This window comes from Hyalangium gracile (assembly GCF_020103725.1).
In the GTDB taxonomy this organism is placed as follows: Bacteria; Myxococcota; Myxococcia; order Myxococcales; family Myxococcaceae; genus Hyalangium; species Hyalangium gracile.
Genome location: NZ_JAHXBG010000002.1, coordinates 104,924 through 123,104, shown reverse-complemented (window position 1 = coordinate 123,104; position 18,181 = coordinate 104,924). Strand labels below are relative to the sequence as shown.

At 67.9% G+C, this 18,181-nt stretch carries 12 protein-coding genes; 6 read left to right on the top strand and 6 right to left on the bottom strand.

The annotated features are described in order from the left end of the window. Positions 1-37: 37 nt before the first annotated feature. Positions 38-949: a hypothetical protein gene (locus KY572_RS47015; protein WP_263451362.1), complete on the bottom strand. Its 912-nt coding sequence runs from the start codon at positions 947-949 to the stop codon at positions 38-40. Positions 950-1,036: 87 nt separating this feature from the next. Here KY572_RS47015 and KY572_RS04085 point away from each other — a divergent pair, with 87 nt between their 5' ends. Together KY572_RS04085 and lnt are read left to right on the top strand one after the other, a co-directional pair. After that, positions 1,037-1,714 (top strand): hypothetical protein, encoded by a 678-nt coding sequence (locus KY572_RS04085; RefSeq protein ID WP_224240836.1) that lies wholly within the window; start codon positions 1,037-1,039, stop codon positions 1,712-1,714. Beyond that, positions 1,711-3,363 (top strand): apolipoprotein N-acyltransferase, encoded by a 1,653-nt coding sequence (gene lnt, locus KY572_RS04080; RefSeq protein ID WP_224240835.1) that lies wholly within the window; start codon positions 1,711-1,713, stop codon positions 3,361-3,363. Before KY572_RS04085 ends, lnt begins: the two co-directional genes overlap by 4 nt. Positions 3,364-4,800: 1,437 nt before the next feature. On the opposite strand, the gene KY572_RS04070 is transcribed toward lnt, so the two are convergent. Next, positions 4,801-7,761, bottom strand: coding sequence for an ATP-binding protein (locus tag KY572_RS04070; protein ID WP_224240833.1), 2,961 nt, complete (start codon positions 7,759-7,761; stop codon positions 4,801-4,803). Positions 7,762-7,770: 9 nt separating this feature from the next. Next, on the bottom strand, positions 7,771-9,429 hold the full coding sequence (locus KY572_RS04065; RefSeq protein WP_224240832.1) for an acyl-CoA dehydrogenase family protein: 1,659 nt from the start codon (positions 9,427-9,429) through the stop codon (positions 7,771-7,773). Between the two features lie 117 nt (positions 9,430-9,546). On the opposite strand from KY572_RS04065, the gene KY572_RS04060 reads away from it, so the two are divergent. Continuing rightward, complete coding sequence (locus KY572_RS04060) at positions 9,547-11,238, top strand: ATPase (protein WP_224240831.1); 1,692 nt, start codon at positions 9,547-9,549, stop codon at positions 11,236-11,238. A gap of 12 nt (positions 11,239-11,250) precedes the next feature. On the opposite strand, the gene KY572_RS04055 is transcribed toward KY572_RS04060, so the two are convergent. Continuing rightward, positions 11,251-12,045, bottom strand: a complete 795-nt coding sequence (locus KY572_RS04055) for a WbqC family protein (RefSeq protein ID WP_224240830.1) — start codon at positions 12,043-12,045, stop codon at positions 11,251-11,253. Positions 12,046-12,204: 159 nt separating this feature from the next. Here KY572_RS04055 and KY572_RS04050 point away from each other — a divergent pair, with 159 nt between their 5' ends. From KY572_RS04050 to KY572_RS04040, 3 genes are all read left to right on the top strand, one after another. After that, positions 12,205-14,625, top strand: a complete 2,421-nt coding sequence (locus KY572_RS04050) for a PAS domain S-box protein (RefSeq protein ID WP_224240829.1) — start codon at positions 12,205-12,207, stop codon at positions 14,623-14,625. Between the two features lie 117 nt (positions 14,626-14,742). Then, the gene (locus KY572_RS04045; protein WP_224240828.1) at positions 14,743-15,453 is read left to right on the top strand and encodes a DUF6310 domain-containing protein; all 711 of its coding nucleotides are present in this window, start codon (positions 14,743-14,745) and stop codon (positions 15,451-15,453) included. Beyond that, the gene (locus KY572_RS04040; RefSeq protein ID WP_224240827.1) at positions 15,450-16,208 is read left to right on the top strand and encodes a DUF5953 family protein; all 759 of its coding nucleotides are present in this window, start codon (positions 15,450-15,452) and stop codon (positions 16,206-16,208) included. Before KY572_RS04045 ends, KY572_RS04040 begins: the two co-directional genes overlap by 4 nt. Before the next feature lie 150 nt (positions 16,209-16,358). On the opposite strand, the gene KY572_RS04035 is transcribed toward KY572_RS04040, so the two are convergent. Next, entirely contained in the window at positions 16,359-17,168 is an 810-nt protein-coding gene (locus KY572_RS04035) for a phytanoyl-CoA dioxygenase family protein (protein WP_224241497.1), read from the bottom strand. 2 nt (positions 17,169-17,170) lie between these two features. Next, entirely contained in the window at positions 17,171-18,163 is a 993-nt protein-coding gene (locus KY572_RS04030; RefSeq protein ID WP_224240826.1) for an aldo/keto reductase, read from the bottom strand. Positions 18,164-18,181: the final 18 nt, after the last annotated feature.

The window sequence follows — 18,181 nt, the reverse complement described above, 5'->3', positions numbered from 1 at the left end:
CCAGCTGATGCGGGGGCGCGTTCTGCTTTGGTGGGCGCTACAGGAAGGGCTGCGCCATGATCGCGGGAGCGCCCACGTAGTAGACGAGCCGGCACAGCCACTCCGCGGCCAGCCGGATGCCGCGTGCGCGCGAGGGCAGCACCCAGGTCAGGGCGAAGGCCAGGAGCTCGGCGGCGATGCGCCAGAAGCCGGCGAACAGCAGCAGGCCGATGGCGAAGGTGTGCCAGAAGGCCGCGTAGGTCTTCAGGTACGAGCCGAGCCCCAGCATGTCGTACTCACCGAAGGCTCCGCCGAAGGTGATGTACTGGTGCGCCCGGAACATGATGGTGGTGGGCAGCAGGGGGAACAGGCCGAGCTTGAAGGCCGGCTTGTCGAAGAACCGCCGCCGGAAGTCACGCCGGGCCTGTCCGAACCGCGTGGCTGGGTGCTCCGCCGCCTGGGTCGCCGAGGGCAGCGCGGAGCTCAGCGCGGAGAGGAGCGCGGCGGGATCGGCCGCCTCGAGCTGGTACTGGAAGCGGCGCCCTGACTTCAGCCGCAGAGCCAGGCCAGGGCCGGGCATCGGGAGCTTCCAGGGCTCGAGGCCGGTGATGGACTCGAGGGGGATCTCGAAGCGCACACCACGGAGCTGGAGCACGAGCCGCGAGGGCTCCACGACGAGAGTGGCCGAGGTGAAGTGCCGCAGCAGCCACACGAGCACGCGGGGCAGGAGCAGGAGCGCCACGAGCTGGAGCACCAGCCGGACGATCAGCCCCCGTGGAACCAGGGGCTCCAGGCCCTCGAGGGAGCCCTGGAGGGTGAGGGCCACGAGATAGAGCAGGTTGCCGGCGACGAGCACCTGAGCGGCCAGCGTGAGGAACCGGAGGGCCGGCCGCCAGGCGTGGACCTGGAAGCGGGGAGCGGCGTCAGCGCCAGGGGAGGGGGGCGGGACGGGCTCGGCTGCGGCGTGCATGGGGCTCGGGAGGCAGGAGGCGAGGGGGTTGGTTGGCCTCGGTAGGAGGGGCCGATACTATACGGAGCCTGGAGGTCCTGAGCGAGCATGGCGGCGCAGCCCCCGGCCCCACAGCGGCACGTCGACAGCGATGGCATCGTCCGGGTCGAGCAACGACGCGCGGGCGGTGGCGTCGCGTGGGTGCTCGGGATCGGCGTGGCCCTCACGTGCGTGGGCCTGGCGCTGAGCCTGTGGCTGGTCTTCGACGAGCCGGAGGTGGAGAGCCCGCCCGTGTTCGCGCGGACGGAGCCGCCTCCGGTGCAGCAGCCGGTGCCCCCGACGTCTCCGGCGCCCGCGCGCCCGGCACCGGCCCGGCCCGCGACGAAGCCCCTGCCCAAGCACCTGCAGGAGCAGGTGGCCGCGGTGCCGGAGGAGGTGCTCGAGCAGCTCCCCGAGGGTCTCTTTGAGATGCCGAAGCCAGGAGAGGAACCCACGGGGTTGATGGTGTTTCCGCCCCCAGGGACGGATCCGCTGAAGAAGGGGATCGTCGTGCCGGAGGACTTCGAGCTGCCACCCGGCTACGTGCGCCACTACCAGACGACGGATGAGGGCGAGCGGCTGCCGGCGATCCTGATGTTCAGCCCGGATGGCCCGCCGCTGGACGCGAACGGGCAGCCCATGAAGGTGACGGAGAACGGCATCGTCCCGCCGGAGATGGCGCCGCCGGGGATGCCCATCCAGATGCTGGATCCAGAGCATCCGAGCGGGGCGGAGCCGAGTCCATGAGCGTGGAGCTGTCGGCGGGGCGGCGGTTCGGGGAGATGTTCCTCGCGGCCGTGGCGACCTCGTTGGGGGTGTGGCTGTTCGGGCGGATCGAGGCGGCTTGGGTCTGGTTGGGTTGGGTGGCGCTGGTGCCGTGGCTGGCGGTGCTCGATCGGGCTCGGACGGTGTGGCAGACGCTGGCGGCAGGGCTGGTTCTCAGCGTCGTCTTCACGGGAGTGATCTTCGGGTGGTTCGCGGATGCGCTGGGGGCGTATGCCCAGTCCTCGGACCTGTGGATGTTCTGGCTCGTGCTGCTGTCGTTCGGGCCGTTCATGCAGCCGCAGTTCATCTTCGCGGCGCTGGCCCGACACCTGGCGCGGCGGATGGCGCCGGAGGGAGCGTTCCTGCGCGTGGGGCTGACGGGAGCGCTGGTGTACGTGGGCACGGAGTGGGCGTGGCCCAAGCTCTTCGCGGACACGCTGGGGCAGGGGCTCTACAGCTCCGTCTGGCTGCGGCAGGGCGCGGACATCGCGGGGGCGCATGGCCTCACGGTGGCGCTCATCCTGGGCAACGAGTGCGTGCTGGCGGCGGTGAAGGCGTTCTCGGCTCGGGGATGGAAGTGGCCTGGCGCGAGGGAGCTGCGAACTCCCGCGGCGGTGCTGGTGGCGCTGGTGGTGGTGCTCACCGGCTACGGAGCCATCCGGTATCGACAGGTGAGCGAGCAGGTGGGGACGGGACCGGGGCTCACGGTAGGCGTGGTGCAGTCGAACATCACGCAGTACGGCCGGCTGGCGGCGGAGATGGGGACGTACGACGCGCTGCGGATGATCCTGGACACGCACTACCAGCTCTCCGACGAGCTGATGAAGGACACGAAGCCGGATCTGATCGTGTGGCCGGAGACGGTGTACCCGACGACGTTCGGCTCGCCGAAGAGCGAGGAAGGGGCGGAGTTCGATCAGGATCTGTCGCAGTTCGTGGGCGAGCGCCAGATGCCGCTGATCTTCGGGGCGTACGATCTGGAGCAGGATCGCGAGTACAACGCGGCGATGTTCCTGGGCCCGGTGGGGACTCCAGAGGAGAAGCGGCTGGAGCTCGGCGTCTATCGCAAGACGAAGCTCTTCCCGCTGACGGAGTGGGTGCCGGAGTCGCTGGACAAGCCGTGGGTGCGCGGGATGCTGCCGTGGCTGGGGACCTGGAAGCGGGGGCCTGGGCCGCAATCGTTCGGCTTCCCTTTAAGGGGAGGCAGGGTGCTGAAGGTGGTGCCGCTCATCTGCTACGAGGCCATCTTCCCGGACTACGTAGCGGCGGCGGTGCGTAAGGGCGCGGAGCTGATCGTGACGCTCTCGAACGACTCATGGTTCGGGACGTCCGCGGGGCCGAAGCTGCACCTGACGCTGGCGGCGTTCCGGAGCATCGAGACGCGGCTGCCGCAGGTGCGGGCGACGAACTCAGGTATCTCGGCTTACATCACTCCGACGGGAGAGATCGTCCGGGAGGTGCAGACCGGCCAGCGAGCGGGAGTGGTGGTGACGATCCCGCCGACGGCGCCCATCGGCACGTTGATGGTGGCGTGGGGAGACTGGTTCGGTCCCACGGCGCTGATCTTGGGGATGGTGCTGCTACTGGCGCAGGTGCTGCTCAGTCGGCGAATGACGGGCCGCAAGGCATGAGGGCTCAGCGACGCGCTCCGGTTCTCTGCCTCCAGTACGGAATCGCTGTTCTGGCCCTGCTCCTGGCATGTACGACCACACCTTCAAAGCAGCAGGAGCGCCTTGCCGACTGCGGACAACGACCGCCACACGCCAGGATGGACCTTCAAGAGATTCATTACGACGGCGAGTACCTCTCCGGGCGCTTCCTGGTTGGGGCCGAAGGGGAGCGCCTGCGCCTGGACAAGCGGCTGTTTTCGAACATCGACGTGAATGTGAACTCGGTCATCGACTGTCAAACGCGCCAGAATGTTCCGTTCATCATCATGGACGCGTTCCCTCCTCGCGGCCGGGAGGAGGATCTCCTCATTCTCGAGCCGGGATACTGGTATGGGAGCACGATACGCTTCCCACTCTTCGCCAGAGAACTGGGTGGCTTGGGGCCCGAGTGTATTGAGGCCGAACTGTCGCTCATGTCATTCGAGGGAAGGTGCGTCGGGCTGCATCGTGTCCGGGTAGTGCGAACATTCCAGCAGACAAGCGATGGAGGAGTGACGGGAGGCCATTCTTCTCCCGCAGATGGTGGCATCGGAGATGCGGGGCCTGCACAGGAAAGTCTCTCTTCGGGACCATCAAGCACCGTTACTCTGCGTCTCGGGCACGGGACACTTTAAGAGAGCGCGCATGACCCCCTCGCCCGTTCGACAGACCACCTCGCATCGTGGCTGCACGCTGAGCTGGCTCGCCGGCGGAGAGGGGCCGCCCCTGGTCGTAAGCGGCGCGCACGATCGAATTGCGCCTCCGCACGGGGGTAAGGCGCTGGCGGAGGGCATTCCCGGGGCGCGATACGTGGAGATTCCCGACGGTTCCCATGGTGTCACCCTGCATCATCCAGACCGCATCAACGCCCTGCTCCTGGAGCACCTGGACAGCGCGGAAGCGAGCTGGAGCGCACGTGCGCCCGCCGGGACCGGAACAGGACCGCGGTGACCTCTAGCGGTGAGCCCTGGCTGAACCCACGCCAGCCCCCCGGCAGTGCCGCTTGCCGAACCGGTATGCTTGTAGGACAGGTTTGCCGGGAACTCCGACGGGACCCGAGGCTGAGTCCCTGTAGGGTGGGAGTCGACCTGGAGGTGCATGCATGAGGCTGGGGCTGCGGGAATCGCTGGCACGATTCCCTTCGACTCCACCCCGAGCAGAACCGCGACGCGCTCCTCCGTGGTGACCAAAGCCTCCGGCATGTCCTCGCCAGAGACATCCATCGAGATAAACCCTCGGTGCAACAACGCGCGCACGCGCTCGTGCTCGACCACTTCGTCGGCCACTCGGCCGAGCAGCTTCGGGGGCCAGCTCCTGACCACGGAATCCACCGGCTCGTCCGTCTCGATGACGAGCCAGATTGGCCCCCATGCGTCCAACCCATGAGGCGGGGTGGCTTCACCGTCGGTTCGGTATATGTCAGGTCCTGGGTCGGGACGAGCGGGAGTGAGCGGCGAGGATCCCGTGAAGAACCTTACGGCCAGCCGCCGTTATCTCGTAACTGCGTCCCAGCATGGCCCAGAAGTCCACGGCTCGTGAATCCCCCTTGAGCAGGCTCAATGCTTTCGAGACGCCGGAGGGAGTCTCGTCCAGGTCGCAATGGGTCTTGAGCACCTTGGCGATACCAACAGCCGACAGCCGCCCGGCCTTATGCAGGTGCGCCCATTCGAGCGCCCACAGGATGCGTGGAATGTATTGGCTTCCTTTGTAGTCTATCCCCGCGCCAAGCCGGGGAAGAGCCGAGCGTTCTGAGGGCTCATCCAGGTTCAACGCCAGATTCATTTGCCTGGCATCGGCACGAGTCGTGCCCGACTGCTCCACGGTAACTTCAACGTGTCCTGGAGATACGTCATGAATGGGATTGGCGACAACGCGAGCGGCTCGAGAAAGGGTCTCAATGGCCCAGGTATGGGTCTTGATAGGGGCCGCAAGCTGGTGATCCTCCCGGGCAACGAACTGGTTCAGATAAGCATCGAAGATCTCCAGCGCGCCCGATGCAACGATGTCGCCAACAGTAGGTTCCCCCTCAGATGACACACCTCTTTGTGAGCGCTTCACGAAGTGCTTCCCCATGTCTTCGTCATACCAGCGCGTGATGCATGCCATGGCTGCCCTGTATGCAGGCAGACTGAGCAATCGGGAGATGTGGGCATGGCCTGCAGCCGTGAGGGTTATCCGCCTGGGGAGCCGATCCCCCTTGCGGAACTTGCCCCGCTCGGATTCAGCGAAGGGCTTTAGCATGCCGCCCGTCAGCAGGGCATCGATGGCGGAGTACACCATCGCTACGGGGTAGCCCCATTCGGCAAACCGGCCCTGGATCTGATCTGTTGCCTCGAGCAATGGGCGCTCGTTGACGGAAGCGGAGGCCCAGGAGCAGTAGCCGAGGATCCGAACGCGCAGGGCGTGATACGGGGGAGTTGCTGGATCGGCATCGAAGCAGTTGAACAGGAGCGGTTTGAGCTCTTCCTGACCAAGGCTCGATAAGAGGCACTCGAGAGCATAGGCGGCTCCGCTGTGGGGCTGCTCCCGCGTGGCAGTGGACCCGTGGACCACCGACCGGACGAGGGAGAGTCCCTGGCGAATACTGTTGCCGCAGAGGCATGCCAGCAGTTCCAGTGCTTCGGAACCTGACGAGAGAAACACGGTGCGCAGGAGCCTGCAGACCTCCTGGACTCCAGGCGGCTGGTACATCCAAGGCATCGGGAGCAGCCGCTGCCTCAAGGCGTACTCTCCAAACTCCACGCGCTGACGGAGCATCTTGTCCAGCGGTGGAGCCGGCACGTGGAAGACGAAGGGGAGGGAACTGGACGTCAAGAAGCCCCCAGGTTCCTTGCCTCGTGCGTACGTGTCCTCGCGCAAGCAGATGACGATGACCGCGGGAGTATCCCTGGAGAGCCGCTGCGCGAATCCGTAGATACATCGCTGATATTCGTCAGTGGCTTGATCGAGGTTGTCCAGCATCACCAGGATCGGGTACTTGCGCTGGGCCGCGTCCTGGAAACGCTCCTGCAGATAACGCAAGAAGCGAAACAGCAGCTCACCGACATTCTGACGAGACGCCGCCAGGATCTCGTACTCCTTCTGATCCCATGCGGCTGGGTTCGAAGCCCAGACCTTGGCTCCCAGCCTCCGCTCTATCGCGAGCTCTTCTTGAAAGAGATTCTTCAGGGTCTCGCCATGAAAGGGATCTGCCTGCTCTCTCTCGGCGCTGGAAACATCCTCTCGCTGCGCGAGGACGGCGCGGGCCGCCGTAGGGAGCTCTTTCAGGATCTGGGCGGCAACTCGCTTCTCTTCTTCGGCGGCGTTGAGGTTGCCTCCATGCCCATGACCTTCAAGGTTGATGATGGAACAGAAGGCGGAGTGATCCTCCCTGAATCGCGCAATGGACTTATGGAGGAAGGTGGTCTTCCCGGCTCCGACATGGCCGACGACGACGATCGGGTCCTGGGCTTTGGCCAAGCTCTCTTGGATGGAGACCTCTTCGACGAAGCGTCTCGAGTCCACGTGGGCAATGGTGTCGTGAGTGCTCTCGAGCGTCTGGGCGGTGTCACGCAGCAGACGCTGAACGCTCTTCTCGAACTCTGCCTCGACGCCAGGCTCGATATAGCAATGCCGCATCATCTCCTGACGATTGGCACCGTGAATCTCACCTAGCAGGAAGTCACAAACGGCGCGCAGATGAGGTGTCGTCTGCGAGTTGGGATCGGGCTTGCGCGTTTTCAGGTACTCGTTGGGAACGAAGGCGGTGGGCGGTGCCGCGGGAGAGGGGCGATCCAGATGCTGGAGGAGATGCTGGGTCCCGGCGGACGTCCGCCCGATGGACATGAAGAAGGTGTCGAACCGGTTGATGACCTCATCCATCGTCGCGAAGGTCAGCGCGACGCCGTGATGCCAGGGCCGATCAGGCGATGAGAGTCCCCGGAAGAAGAGCCACTGCACCCCATTGGTGATGCAAGCCAGGGGGATTCCACAGTTGTTGCAGTACTCGGCGGCCTGGGTGAATGCCTCCTTTAAATCGCGCCCTCCACTTCGGAGTAATCTGCCGATGTCATGAAACTCGGTCGTGGTTGACGACCTGGCGCTGGATTCGAGCTTGAACGGATCTCCCGCACGCTTGGACTCAATCAGCATCCACGGGCGCTCGTTGTCCCATAGCTCGTAGTCGAGAAATGTCCCCACTCCCGAGGGGACTTCGCGATCAATCTCTTCTGGCTGCCAGCCGACGGCAGCCAGAATCCTGTCCACCAGCGTTATCCGAGTCGTTGCTTCGTTGTCTCGGGCGCTGGCCAGGGAACTTCGGTAGGTGGAAAAGACTTCTTCCACCTCCTTCTTGGCTTCCGCTGGGTCGAGGCTCTTCTTGGAGGGCCTGTGCCGCTTCAAGAGGGCGACCTATGCCAACAGCCGTGAGTCATCCAGATCCATGTCCGAGATCAGGTCCACGCCGTGCCGCGTGAACCGCCGTGCCGCCGCCAGCACCCGCGGCCCGTGGCCGTTGTCCAGGCACCACTGCGCGTGCTCCACCAGCATCGCCAGCTCCAGCGTCCGCCCCAGCGTCAGCGAGAACCGCCGCGCCCCCGCCTCCAGCCCCATCGGGTTCGCCAGCGCGCCCGACACCCAGCTCCGCGCGTGCTCCAGCGCATCCTCCGCCGCCCTCACGCACGGCTTCAGCCCCGAGTCCTTCGCCGTCGCCAGCCGCCGCTCCACGTCCGCGTGGAACACGTCCAGCGTCCCTTCCTTCGCCAGCGCCCGCAGCGCATCCAGCGACAGCACGTTCGTCGTGCCCTCCCAGATGCTCAGCACCTGCGCGTCCGCCAGCAGCCGCGGCAGGTACGTGTCCTCCACGTAGCCCGCCCCGCCGAAGCCCTCCACCGCCTCGGACGTCGTCGCCACCACCTGCTTGCCCGTCGTCAGCTTCGCCAGCGGCGTCACCAGGCGCTGCAGCAGCAGCTCCTCCTCGGTCGCCACCTTCGCCTCCATCCGCCCCAGCAGCTCCGCCGCCCGGAACGCCATCAGGAACGCCCCGTGCGTCTCCGCCTCCATCCCCGCCAGCGTGTCCACGTGCAGCGGCTTCTCCGCCAGCTTCGCCCCGAACTGCACCCGCCGCGTCGCGTAGTCCTTCGACAGCGCCATCGCCCGCCGCATCGCCCATGCGCTGCCCATCGCGTTCCACGTGCGCGTCACGTTCAGCATCCACGCCATGTTCCGGATGCCGTCCGTCAGCCCCGCCACCGGCACCGCCAGCGTCCCGTCCAGCGTCAGCTCCGCCGTCGGCACCTTCTTCGTCCCCAGCTTGTCCTTCAGCCGGTTGATCAAGATGCCATTCAGCCGCCCGTCCGCGTTGCGCGTCTCCACGAAGAACAGCGCCAGCCCCTTGCCGCCCGGCCCATTACCCTCCGGCCGGGCCAGCGTCAGCGCCATCTGCGACGTCGTCGCCGACGTGAACCACTTCGTCCCGTACAGCCGCCAGCCCTCCGGCGTCTGCCTGGCCACCGTCTGCGTCAGCCCTACGTCCGAGCCACCCGTGCGCTCCGTCATCCACTGGCCCGACGTCCAGAACGTCGCCGGATCCCTCGACGCCAGGTGGGGCAGGGCGCGAGAAATCAGCTCCTGGTTGCCCAGCTGCAGCAGCGTCCGCGCCGCACCGTCCGTCATCGCCAGCGGGCACGAGTACACGTCCAGCGACGGCTGGATCACGTAGTTCAGCGCGAACTGGTGGAGCCGGCTCAGCGCGCCGCTCTTCTGCTCGTACGCCACCGCCACCAGGCCCCGCTTCGCCGTGAGGGCCTCCGCCTCCTTCCACAGCGGCGTCAGCTCGATCCGATCCACCCGCTGCCCCCACGCGTCCCACTGCGTCAGCACCGGCTCGTTCAGCCGATCCCGAAGCTGGAACTCGTAGAAGTACTTCCCGCTCAGCTCGCCCAGCTCCCGCAGCTCCTCCGTCACGGAGCGCCGCAGCTCCTCGGGGAGCTGGCGGGCGAGGTAGGACTGCAGCAGCGCATCATCATCGTACTGGTTGCCGAGGCGGGGCGGTTCCTGGAAGAAGCTCATACCCCCAAAACTAGCACCACCTCCGGTGGGCTGACGTGCCCTTCCGTACCCCCTCCGCCCCTCGGGTCTCCCAGGGTGGAAGCGGAGAATTCCAGGAGATGGGGTAGGCTAGGGCCCATGCCCGAGTTCAAGCGGCCAGGCACTCCCCCGGGTTTCGAGCCTCCCGAAATCACCACCGACCTGACCCGCACCGTCACCCCCATCGAGACACCCAGGGTCCCCGCCGCGCCGCTGGCCTCGCCGCCCCGTCCCAAGGGGGGCACCAACGCCATGCCCGCCCTCCCGGGGCCGCCACCGCCGCCGCCCCAGGAGAACCTGACCCAGAGCCGTGCGCCCAACCCGGGCGGCTATGCCGGCCCCGAGCGCCGTACCGTCTCGGCTCCCCCTCCGGGCCCCGAGCGCCGTGCCTCGGCCGCTCCGTATTCCAGCCCCGACCGTCGCATGGGCGGCACCGCCCAGCGCCGCGCCATCGATCCCTCCGCGCCACCCCCCAAGGGGTTCTTTCCCCAGCAGCCTCGCACCATCGAGGAGGCGGGCCTCAACGTCGCCATGGTGGAGGAGCTCATCCTCAAGGCCGTCTTCTTCGCCGGCGAGATGCGGGGCATGGACATCTCCAACCGCCTCAAGCTGCCCTCCGCCATCGTGGATGAAGTCATCGAGGGCCTGCGCCGCCAGAAGTACCTGGACATCCGCGGCGGCGGCGCCTCCGGCGTGGGCAAGTCGACGATGATCTACCAGCTCACCTCGTACGCCACCGAGCTGATGCGGCAGATCCTCGATCGCAACCGCTACAACGGCCCGGCGCCCGTCCCCATCCAGGACTGGGTCTACGCCGTGAAGAAGCAGACCGTCCGCGGCAACCGCATCACCCGCGCCCGCATGGAGGACAAGTTCGGCGACCTCAGCATCCGCGACTACATCTTCGACGGCATCGGCCCCGCGATGAACTCCGGGCGCGCCATCTTCTTCTACGGCCCGCCCGGCAACGGCAAGACGGCCATCTGCCAGTGCATGGTCAACTGCTTCGAGGGGGAGATCTTCATCCCCCACGCCATCATGATCGACGACTTCATCGTCCGTCTCTACGATGGCATCCTCCACACCGCCGTCGAGGATGAGCCCGGCTCCCAGCCGTACGACAGGCGCTGGGTTCGCATCAAGCGCCCCCTCGTCGTCGTGGGCGGCGAGCTGACGCTGGAGATGCTCGATCTCGTCTACTCGCCCGAGGTGAAGTACTACGAGGCCCCGTTCCAGATGAAGGCCATGAACGGGATGCTGCTCATCGACGACTTCGGGCGGCAGAAGGTCTCCCCGACGGACCTGCTCAACCGGTGGATCGTCCCGCTCGAGAGCGACGTGGACAACATCACCCTGCACACGGGCAAGAAGGTGCAGGTGCCCTTCGACGTCTTCACCGCCTTCTCCACCAACCTGGAGCCCTCGGACCTGGTGGACGACGCCTTCCTGCGCCGCGTGCGCTACAAGCTCGAGGTGCAGCGCCCCGACGAGGAGCAGTTCTTCGAGATCTTCGAGGCCATCTGCCACAAGCGCAACGTGCCGTTCGATCCGGAGATGGTGGAGTACCTGATCGACAAGCACTACCGCGCCGTGGGCCGCCCCTTCGCCGCCTGCCAGCCACGCGATCTGCTCGATCAGGTGATCGACATGGCCAACTACCTGGGCATCCCGCCGCAGCTCAACCCCGTGCTCCTGGATCGCGCCGTGCGCAGCTACTTCGTCCGCTTCGACAAGTCGGGCTCCGCGCCGCGCGCACCGCCGCCTCCACCGCCGAGCGACGAGACGCAGTAGCCACCCGCGAGCTCAGCCCGCTGGCGGCGCGAAGGGCCCCCACGGCGAGGGCTCGAGCCACTTGCGCACCTCTTCCACCGGGACGTTCGACAGCACGTCCACGATGGACAGGCCCTGCACGAAGCGGCCCTCCCGGCCCTGCGGGTAGGCCGGGTAGCGGAAGCGCTGCCACAGCAGCCGCACCCCCACGTCCCGGAACGCCCCAGGCTGCAGGTACAGCGTCGAGCCCGTGCCCGAGTAGTACGTGTCCGCCCCCAGCTGCACGCAGTACGAGGCCAGCCGCCCCGTCTTGTCCGGGTGCGAGCGCTCCAGCGTGGAGGCCAGCCGAACGCTCGGGCCGAGGCCCAGCGGCTCGTAGAACGCCGCCATGCTCTCCAGCAGCGTGCTCAGCAGCGAGCCGGGCCCTCGCGCCTGCGCCACCTTCGCGTAGAAGGCCTCCAGCCGTGGCAGCACCTGCGCGCGGAAGTATGGCCGCTTGCCGTAGAGCAGGGTGATGGCCTGCAGGTGCTTGCGCGCCCAGGGCTGGCTGGCATCCACCGCCAGCTCCGACAGCAGGGTGTCCCGGTGTGCTCCCTCCAGGGGGATGGAGAGCCACTGGAAGCCCGGCTCGCTGGGCGACGGAGTGGGCACGTGGTGCGGCAGCGCCACCCGCGTCCGCCGCTGCCAGCCCCGCCTCAGCCACTGCACGTTGTCCAGGATCAGCAGCGTGCTCGCCCGAGCCACCTGCTCGTAGAAGTCCAGCCAGGGCAGGTAGTGAGGTTGCTCGGCGACCAGGACTCCCGGAGTTGCAGACACGACTGGGAGCATATCACCCGACATCTTCCGCCCCAGAAGCCCATTCGCTCTGGACTCTTTCAGCCATGGTCGAAATGATTGGTTCGATTCCTAACGATAGGTATTCCAAGGCTCTGAGAAATGAGGATTCTGCTCGTCACAGCGGACCCACACCCGTCCCTCCTCGAGGAGATGCGGCGGTTGGGTCACGACACCCTGGTCGAGTCCGACCTGGTGGCGGCGGGACGCATCCTCGCGCGCGAGTCGATGGACGTGGTGGCGGTGGAGGCCTCGCGGCTGACCACGGGCGCGCGGTGGCTCGAGTCGCTGCGCGCCGCCTCACCGCACGGGCTGCTGGTGCTGGGCCTGGCCGCGTCGCTGGACGAGGAGGAGCTGTCGCCCCTGCTGACGGCGGGCGTGGATGAGTTCCTGGTCGCGCCGTTCCCGCCCGCGGACGTGCGAGGCCGGCTGACGCTGCTGGCCCAGCGGCGCGCCGCGTCCGATCAGTCCCTGCGCGAGCGCGGCCGGGGCGAGGTGGCGAGGCTGGCGGACATCGTCCAGCTCCAGAGCGAGCTGCTGCACGCCGGGCTGGAGCTGCAGCTGGTGATGCAGCGCATCTGCGAGCATGCACGCTCCATGTGCCGGGCGGATGGCGCGGCGGTGGGGATGCTGGAAGGCAACACGCTCGTCTACCGGATCACCGTGGGCTGCGTGGCGGCCTTCCAGGGCTTCCGGCTGCCGGTGCACGAGAGCCTGACGGGCGCCTCCCTGCTGGGAGGCGAGGTGCTGTACTCGGCGGACACCGAGCGGGATCCGCGCGTGAACGTGGAGGCGACGCGCAAGATCGGCATCCGTTCCATGATCGCCGTGCCGCTGCGGCATGGCGATCGGGTGGTGGGAGGCCTCAACATCCTGTCCCTGCGGCCGCATGCCTTCACGGAGCAGGAGACGCGGACCATGGAGCTGCTGGCGGTGATGCTGGGCGCCGCCCTGGCCAACGCCACCGAGTTCGAGGCCAAGCAGGCGCTGGCCTCCGAGCGCGCCGCCGCGCTCTCCGCGCTGCAGGAGTCGCAGGAGCTGTTCTCCTCCTTCATGAACAACAGCCCGGCGCTGGCCTACATGAAGGACTCCGAGGGGCGGCGCGTGTGGGCCAACGAGCCCTACCGACGCTTCTTCCGCCTGGAGTCGGCGCAGCAGCCGGCGTCCGCCGAGCGCCCGCTGATGCCGGACGAGGCGGTGGAGCACCTGCGTCAGAAGGATCGCGAGGTGCTCGAGTCCGGGCAGCCCTCGACCACCGAGGCGCAGGTGTTCGCGCCGGACGGGAGAGAGCATTGCTGGCTCACCTACCGCTTCATCGTGCGGGATGGGGCGGGCCGGCGCTTCCTGGCCGCGGTGTCGCTGGACATCACCGAGCGCAAGCGGATGGAGGCGGCGATGCGGCGCTCCGAGGAGAGCTTCCGCGCGCTCATCGAGGGCTCGCCGGAGGCCATCTTCGTGCACCGGGGCGGGCCGCTCGTCTACGTCAACCCGTCCGCGCTCAGCTTCCTGGGGCTGTCGCGCCCGGAGGTGGTGGGCATGTCGGTGCTCCAGTTCGTGCACCCCGACGATCGGGCGCAGGCCACGGGAATGCTGGACGTGGCCCCCGCGCAGGTGCGCTCGGGGACGAGCGAGCTGCGCTTCCTGCGGCGGGGCGGGCGGGTGATGACGGCGGAGGTGAGCCGGATGACGCTCGTCTTCGACGGCGAGCCGGCCACGGTGGTGAGCGCGCGCGATCTCACCGAGCGCAAGCAGATGCAGTCGCGCCTGGTGCTGTCGGACAGGCTGGCGGCCATGGGCACGCTGGCGGCGGGCGTGGCGCACGAGATCAACCAGCCGCTGACCTTCGTCATCTCCAACCTGGCCTTCCTGGCCGGCGAGGTGCGGGCGCTGGCGGGCGAGCTGCCCCCGGGGCGGCTGGCGGAGGCGGAGGAGGTGCTTCGCGAGGCGGAGATGGGCGCCAACAAGGTGAAGCACATCGTCGCCGACCTGAAGACGTTCTCCCGCGCGGAGGAGGACGCGCCCACCGTCGTCAACCTGCAGAATGTGCTCGAGTCGGCGCTGACGATCGCCCGGGCGGAGCTGCGCAATCGCGCGAGGGTCGTGCGCGACTACGCGGATGTGCCCCCGGTGGAGGGCAGCGAGAGCCGCTTCGGGCAGGTCTTCCTCAACCTGTTGATCAACGCCGCGCAGGCCATTCCGGAGGGGCACCCGGACCGCAACGAGATCCGCGTGAAGCTGCGCGCGGTGCAGGGCCACGTGATCGTCGAGGTGAGCGACACGGGCGCCGGGATTCCGCCGGAGATGCGCTCGCGCATCTTCGATCCGTTCTTCACCAGCAAGCCGGTGGGGGTGGGCACGGGGCTGGGGCTGTTCGTGTGCCAGGGCATCATCACCCGCTTCGGCGGGGAGATCTCCGTGGAGAGCCAGGTCGGGCAGGGGACGACGTTCCGGCTCATCTTCCCTTCGGCCCGAGGCTTCCGGGAGTCCTGCTCCACGCCAGCGGTGCGGGTGGAGCCCAGGGAGGGGGCTGCGGCCGTCCCCGCGTCCTCCAGCGCGGGCCCGCGCGCCAGCTGATAGGCGCTCACGGCTGCTCCCCGCCTCTGCCTGCCCGCGCTCCCGTGCTCGCGGCGGCGCACGTTCCTGCCGCGAGCGCTGCTGGCACCGTTCCCCTCGTCGCTGAAAGGACGTGGAATGCACTTCCGAACTTGCAGCGCACTCCGCCAAGCCGTTGCCGTTGCCGTCGTCGTCGCTGGGTGCGCCACCTCTCAAGGGGAGCCTGAGACCTACGCCTGGGCGCCAGTGCGCCCACCCGCTACGCCCGGCACGGGCCTACCCACCCGTGGGCAGCCAGGGCAGGTTCGCCCCCAGCCCCTGCCGCGGAGCCCTCACAAGCGCGTGTTGCCGCCCACCCGAGAGCCGGGCCTTTGGGCCGCAGACGCTCCTTGGGCCTCGCAGGAGCCGGAGGCGAACCCCAAACCGGACACGTCCAACGCGAACAGGAGGGACCCGCCTGCCCCTGAGACGGCGGAGCGCCGCCTGGAGTGCGACCCCATCCCGGTGCCTCACGCTGGCGAGGATGACCCGCATGACGAGTGTGCCGATAAGTTCCCGCCGAACCGCTACCCTGGAATGGACGTGCGCGTCGGCGGTGTGCGCTTTGATGCGCTGCAAGTCGGCGTGCGTGTACTGTGGGAGATCAAGACCCATCGCTTTGACACGTACCCTGACTTTATCCGGGAGCGGACGATCCTGAAGCAACTGCCATTGTTGCAGGAAGAGCGCTACACCGCGGAGGCATGCGGCTATGAGTTCGTCGTTGGGGTGAGCACTCAAGCGCACAAAGACGCGTTGCTTGAGGCGGATATCACCCTCAATGTTGTCGTCACGGGGTGCAAGCGATGACCAGGCGGCGAACCCTTAACCTTATCGTCTACGCACCTGCGCTTGTGGGCAACGACGGTCGCACGCTCGCAGTCGTCCACGGAATCGAACGGGCGCTCCCCGGTGTGAGCTTGGAGTGGGAAGTGTCCGAGGAGGGGCGGCTCATCGCGTTGCCGCAGCGCGATGGGTGGCTCGCTGAGGCGGCGGCGCGCGGGGAGTTCCCACTGCTGTGTAACGGCGACGAGAGTTACCCCGTAACGGTTTCGGGTTGGGGAAGACCTGCGGGCCTCAGTGCGGGCGGCCAGTCACAATTTGAAGTCCATGCAAAGGTGCCGCTGGGCGAGGCCATGATCGCGGCAGCGCCGGGTGTACTCGAGGGCGTGGCGGAAGGCGCCCGCGCATTCTGGGGGCGCGTGTTGCCGGACGGCGTGGCGCCGGAGATGGCGAAACAGGTTCGCCACTCGATGGATCAGCCGCATGTTCCTCCCCGGGGGCTCCCAGCACTGAACCTCCCCAAGCACATTCGCTCGCCAGCGATTCCCCATCACCTCGGGTGGCTGAACTACTGGTCTGCCGCTGCCGCACAAGCCATCGGGTTCCCGGAGCCTGCCCTCGATGCAGAACTCCTCTCTCGGGCGCGGCGTACCGAGAGCGGCGGGTGGGTCGTTCGGCTCACGGATACGCCGCTCGATCTCGACAACCCCTCTCACCTGGAGGCGCTCATCCGCGCGTATGAGCGCTTCCCGGAGATCGGCGGGCGCGCGATTCCGCGCTGAGTTCCGGGCCTGATGCCACCGCGAGGATGTTAGTTGCTCCAGGCGGCCAGGAGCCTGTTGGCGTGTTCCCGGGCGAAACCGCTCGCCATCTTGTCATAGAAGGCATAGGGGCCTTCGATGGTGGCGGTCGGCCAGGTCAGCCCTCTTGCCCTACCTTCCAGGTGGCGTGTCTCCCGGCTCGCGGCGGAAGACGGGAGGGAAGACGCGCGGGGCCTTCTTCTTCCGCACACACCGCGTCTTCGCGCTCATGTAGCAGGTGGAGAAGGCGCGGCGGCGCTGCCCGGTGCGGCTCGGCCCGGAGCGGTGCCAGATGTGGTTGTGGATGAGCAGCACCTCGCCTGCCTGGACGGGCAGGAGCAGCCGGCGGGCCTCGGCGTCAGCGGCTGCCACGCGGTCCGGAGGGATGACGCCACCCAGCGGGGTGACGAGCCCGCCGCGGTGGGTCCCGGGCACCACCTCCAGGCAGCCGCCATCCACGGGCGCGTCGTCCAGGGCGGTCCAGATCTGCAGCTCGGGCTCCTGGGAGATGCCCCAGAGCCGGCCCCCATCCTGGTGCCAGGGCAGGTTGCTGCCGCCGGCCTGGCCCTTGTGGAAGAGGATGGCACGGTACAGGACGATGTCGTCCGGGATGACGGCGCGGGCGATGCGCTCGAAGAGGGGGTTCTCCAGCCACGCCCGGAAGCGTGGATCCAGCTCCAGCTTCTCCAGCTTGCGGTAGTCGAGCGACGGCCCCTGCCAGCCCAGCCCCAGCGGCGCGTCCTCGTAGCGGCCGGAGGGCGCGTCCATCTGGAAGAAGAGGCCCGGGTACGCCACGCGACCCAGCATCAGATCGTCCGCGCGCTCCCGCAGGGCTTCCAGGCCCGTGTCGTCCAGCACCTTGCCCAGCCGGGCGTAGCCGTGCTCGGCGTAGTGCGCGAGCGCCGAGGCCACATCGAAGCCGCTGGGATCCACGCTCAGCATGCTCATCTCGCGTAGCGGGCATCCGTGCCCACGAAGGCCTGGTGGAGCGCGTCGAGCCGCGTCAGCCCCGCCGGGGACACGGAGCGGGCGCAGGCCTCCAGCGCGGCGTCCAGGTGCTCCACGGAGCCAGGGCCCACCAGGATGGAGTCCACCCCCGGGCGGTTCGCGAGCCACGCGTAGGCCAGCGTCACCAGATCCATGCCCTCGGCCTGGGCCACCTCGCGCAGGGGCTCCACCTGCTCGAGCAGCCGATCCGAGCCGTAGCGGCCCTGGTACATCCGGTTGGAGCTGAGCCGGGAGTCCGGGGGCGGGGGAGCGCCGGGGGTGTAGCGGCCCACGAGCACTCCGCCCGCGAGCGGGTTGTAGACGGTGGTGTGCACCGGGTAGCGGCGGGTGAAGGGCAGGTACTCCAGCTCGATCTGGCGCACGAGCAGGTTGTAGAGCACCTGGGAGACGGCGGGGCGGGGCAGGCCTCGCGCATCACAGAGCGTGTCCAGCTCCAGGATCCGCCACGCGCCGAAGTTGGACACGCCCCAGTGGCGCGCCTTGCCCGCCCGGAGCACGCGGCCCACGGCCTCCAGCGTCTCCTCGATGGGCGTGGCTGGATCCGGCTGGTGCAGATAGAAGAGGTCCACGTAGTCGGTGCCCAGCCGCTCCAGGCTCTCCTCCAGGGCCCGCTCCACGCGCGCGGCGGACAGCCCCTCCGGACGCCCCTGCATCCGCAGGAGGCCCACCTTCGTCGCGATCCCCACCTCGGCGCGCCGGCCCCGGAGCGCCTGTCCCAGGATGCGCTCCGACTCTCCGTTGCCATACACGTTGGCCGTGTCGAAGAACCGTACGCCCCGCTCCAGGGCCCGGTCGACGATGCGCCTGGCCTCGGGGGCAGGGGTGCGCTTGCCGAAGTTCATCGTCCCCAGGGACAGCACGGGCGGACGGGACTCCCCGGTGGGGCGGGGAGCAAGCCAGGGAGCCAGCCGGGCATCGGAAGTGCTCATGAGCACACTCTCGGCGCC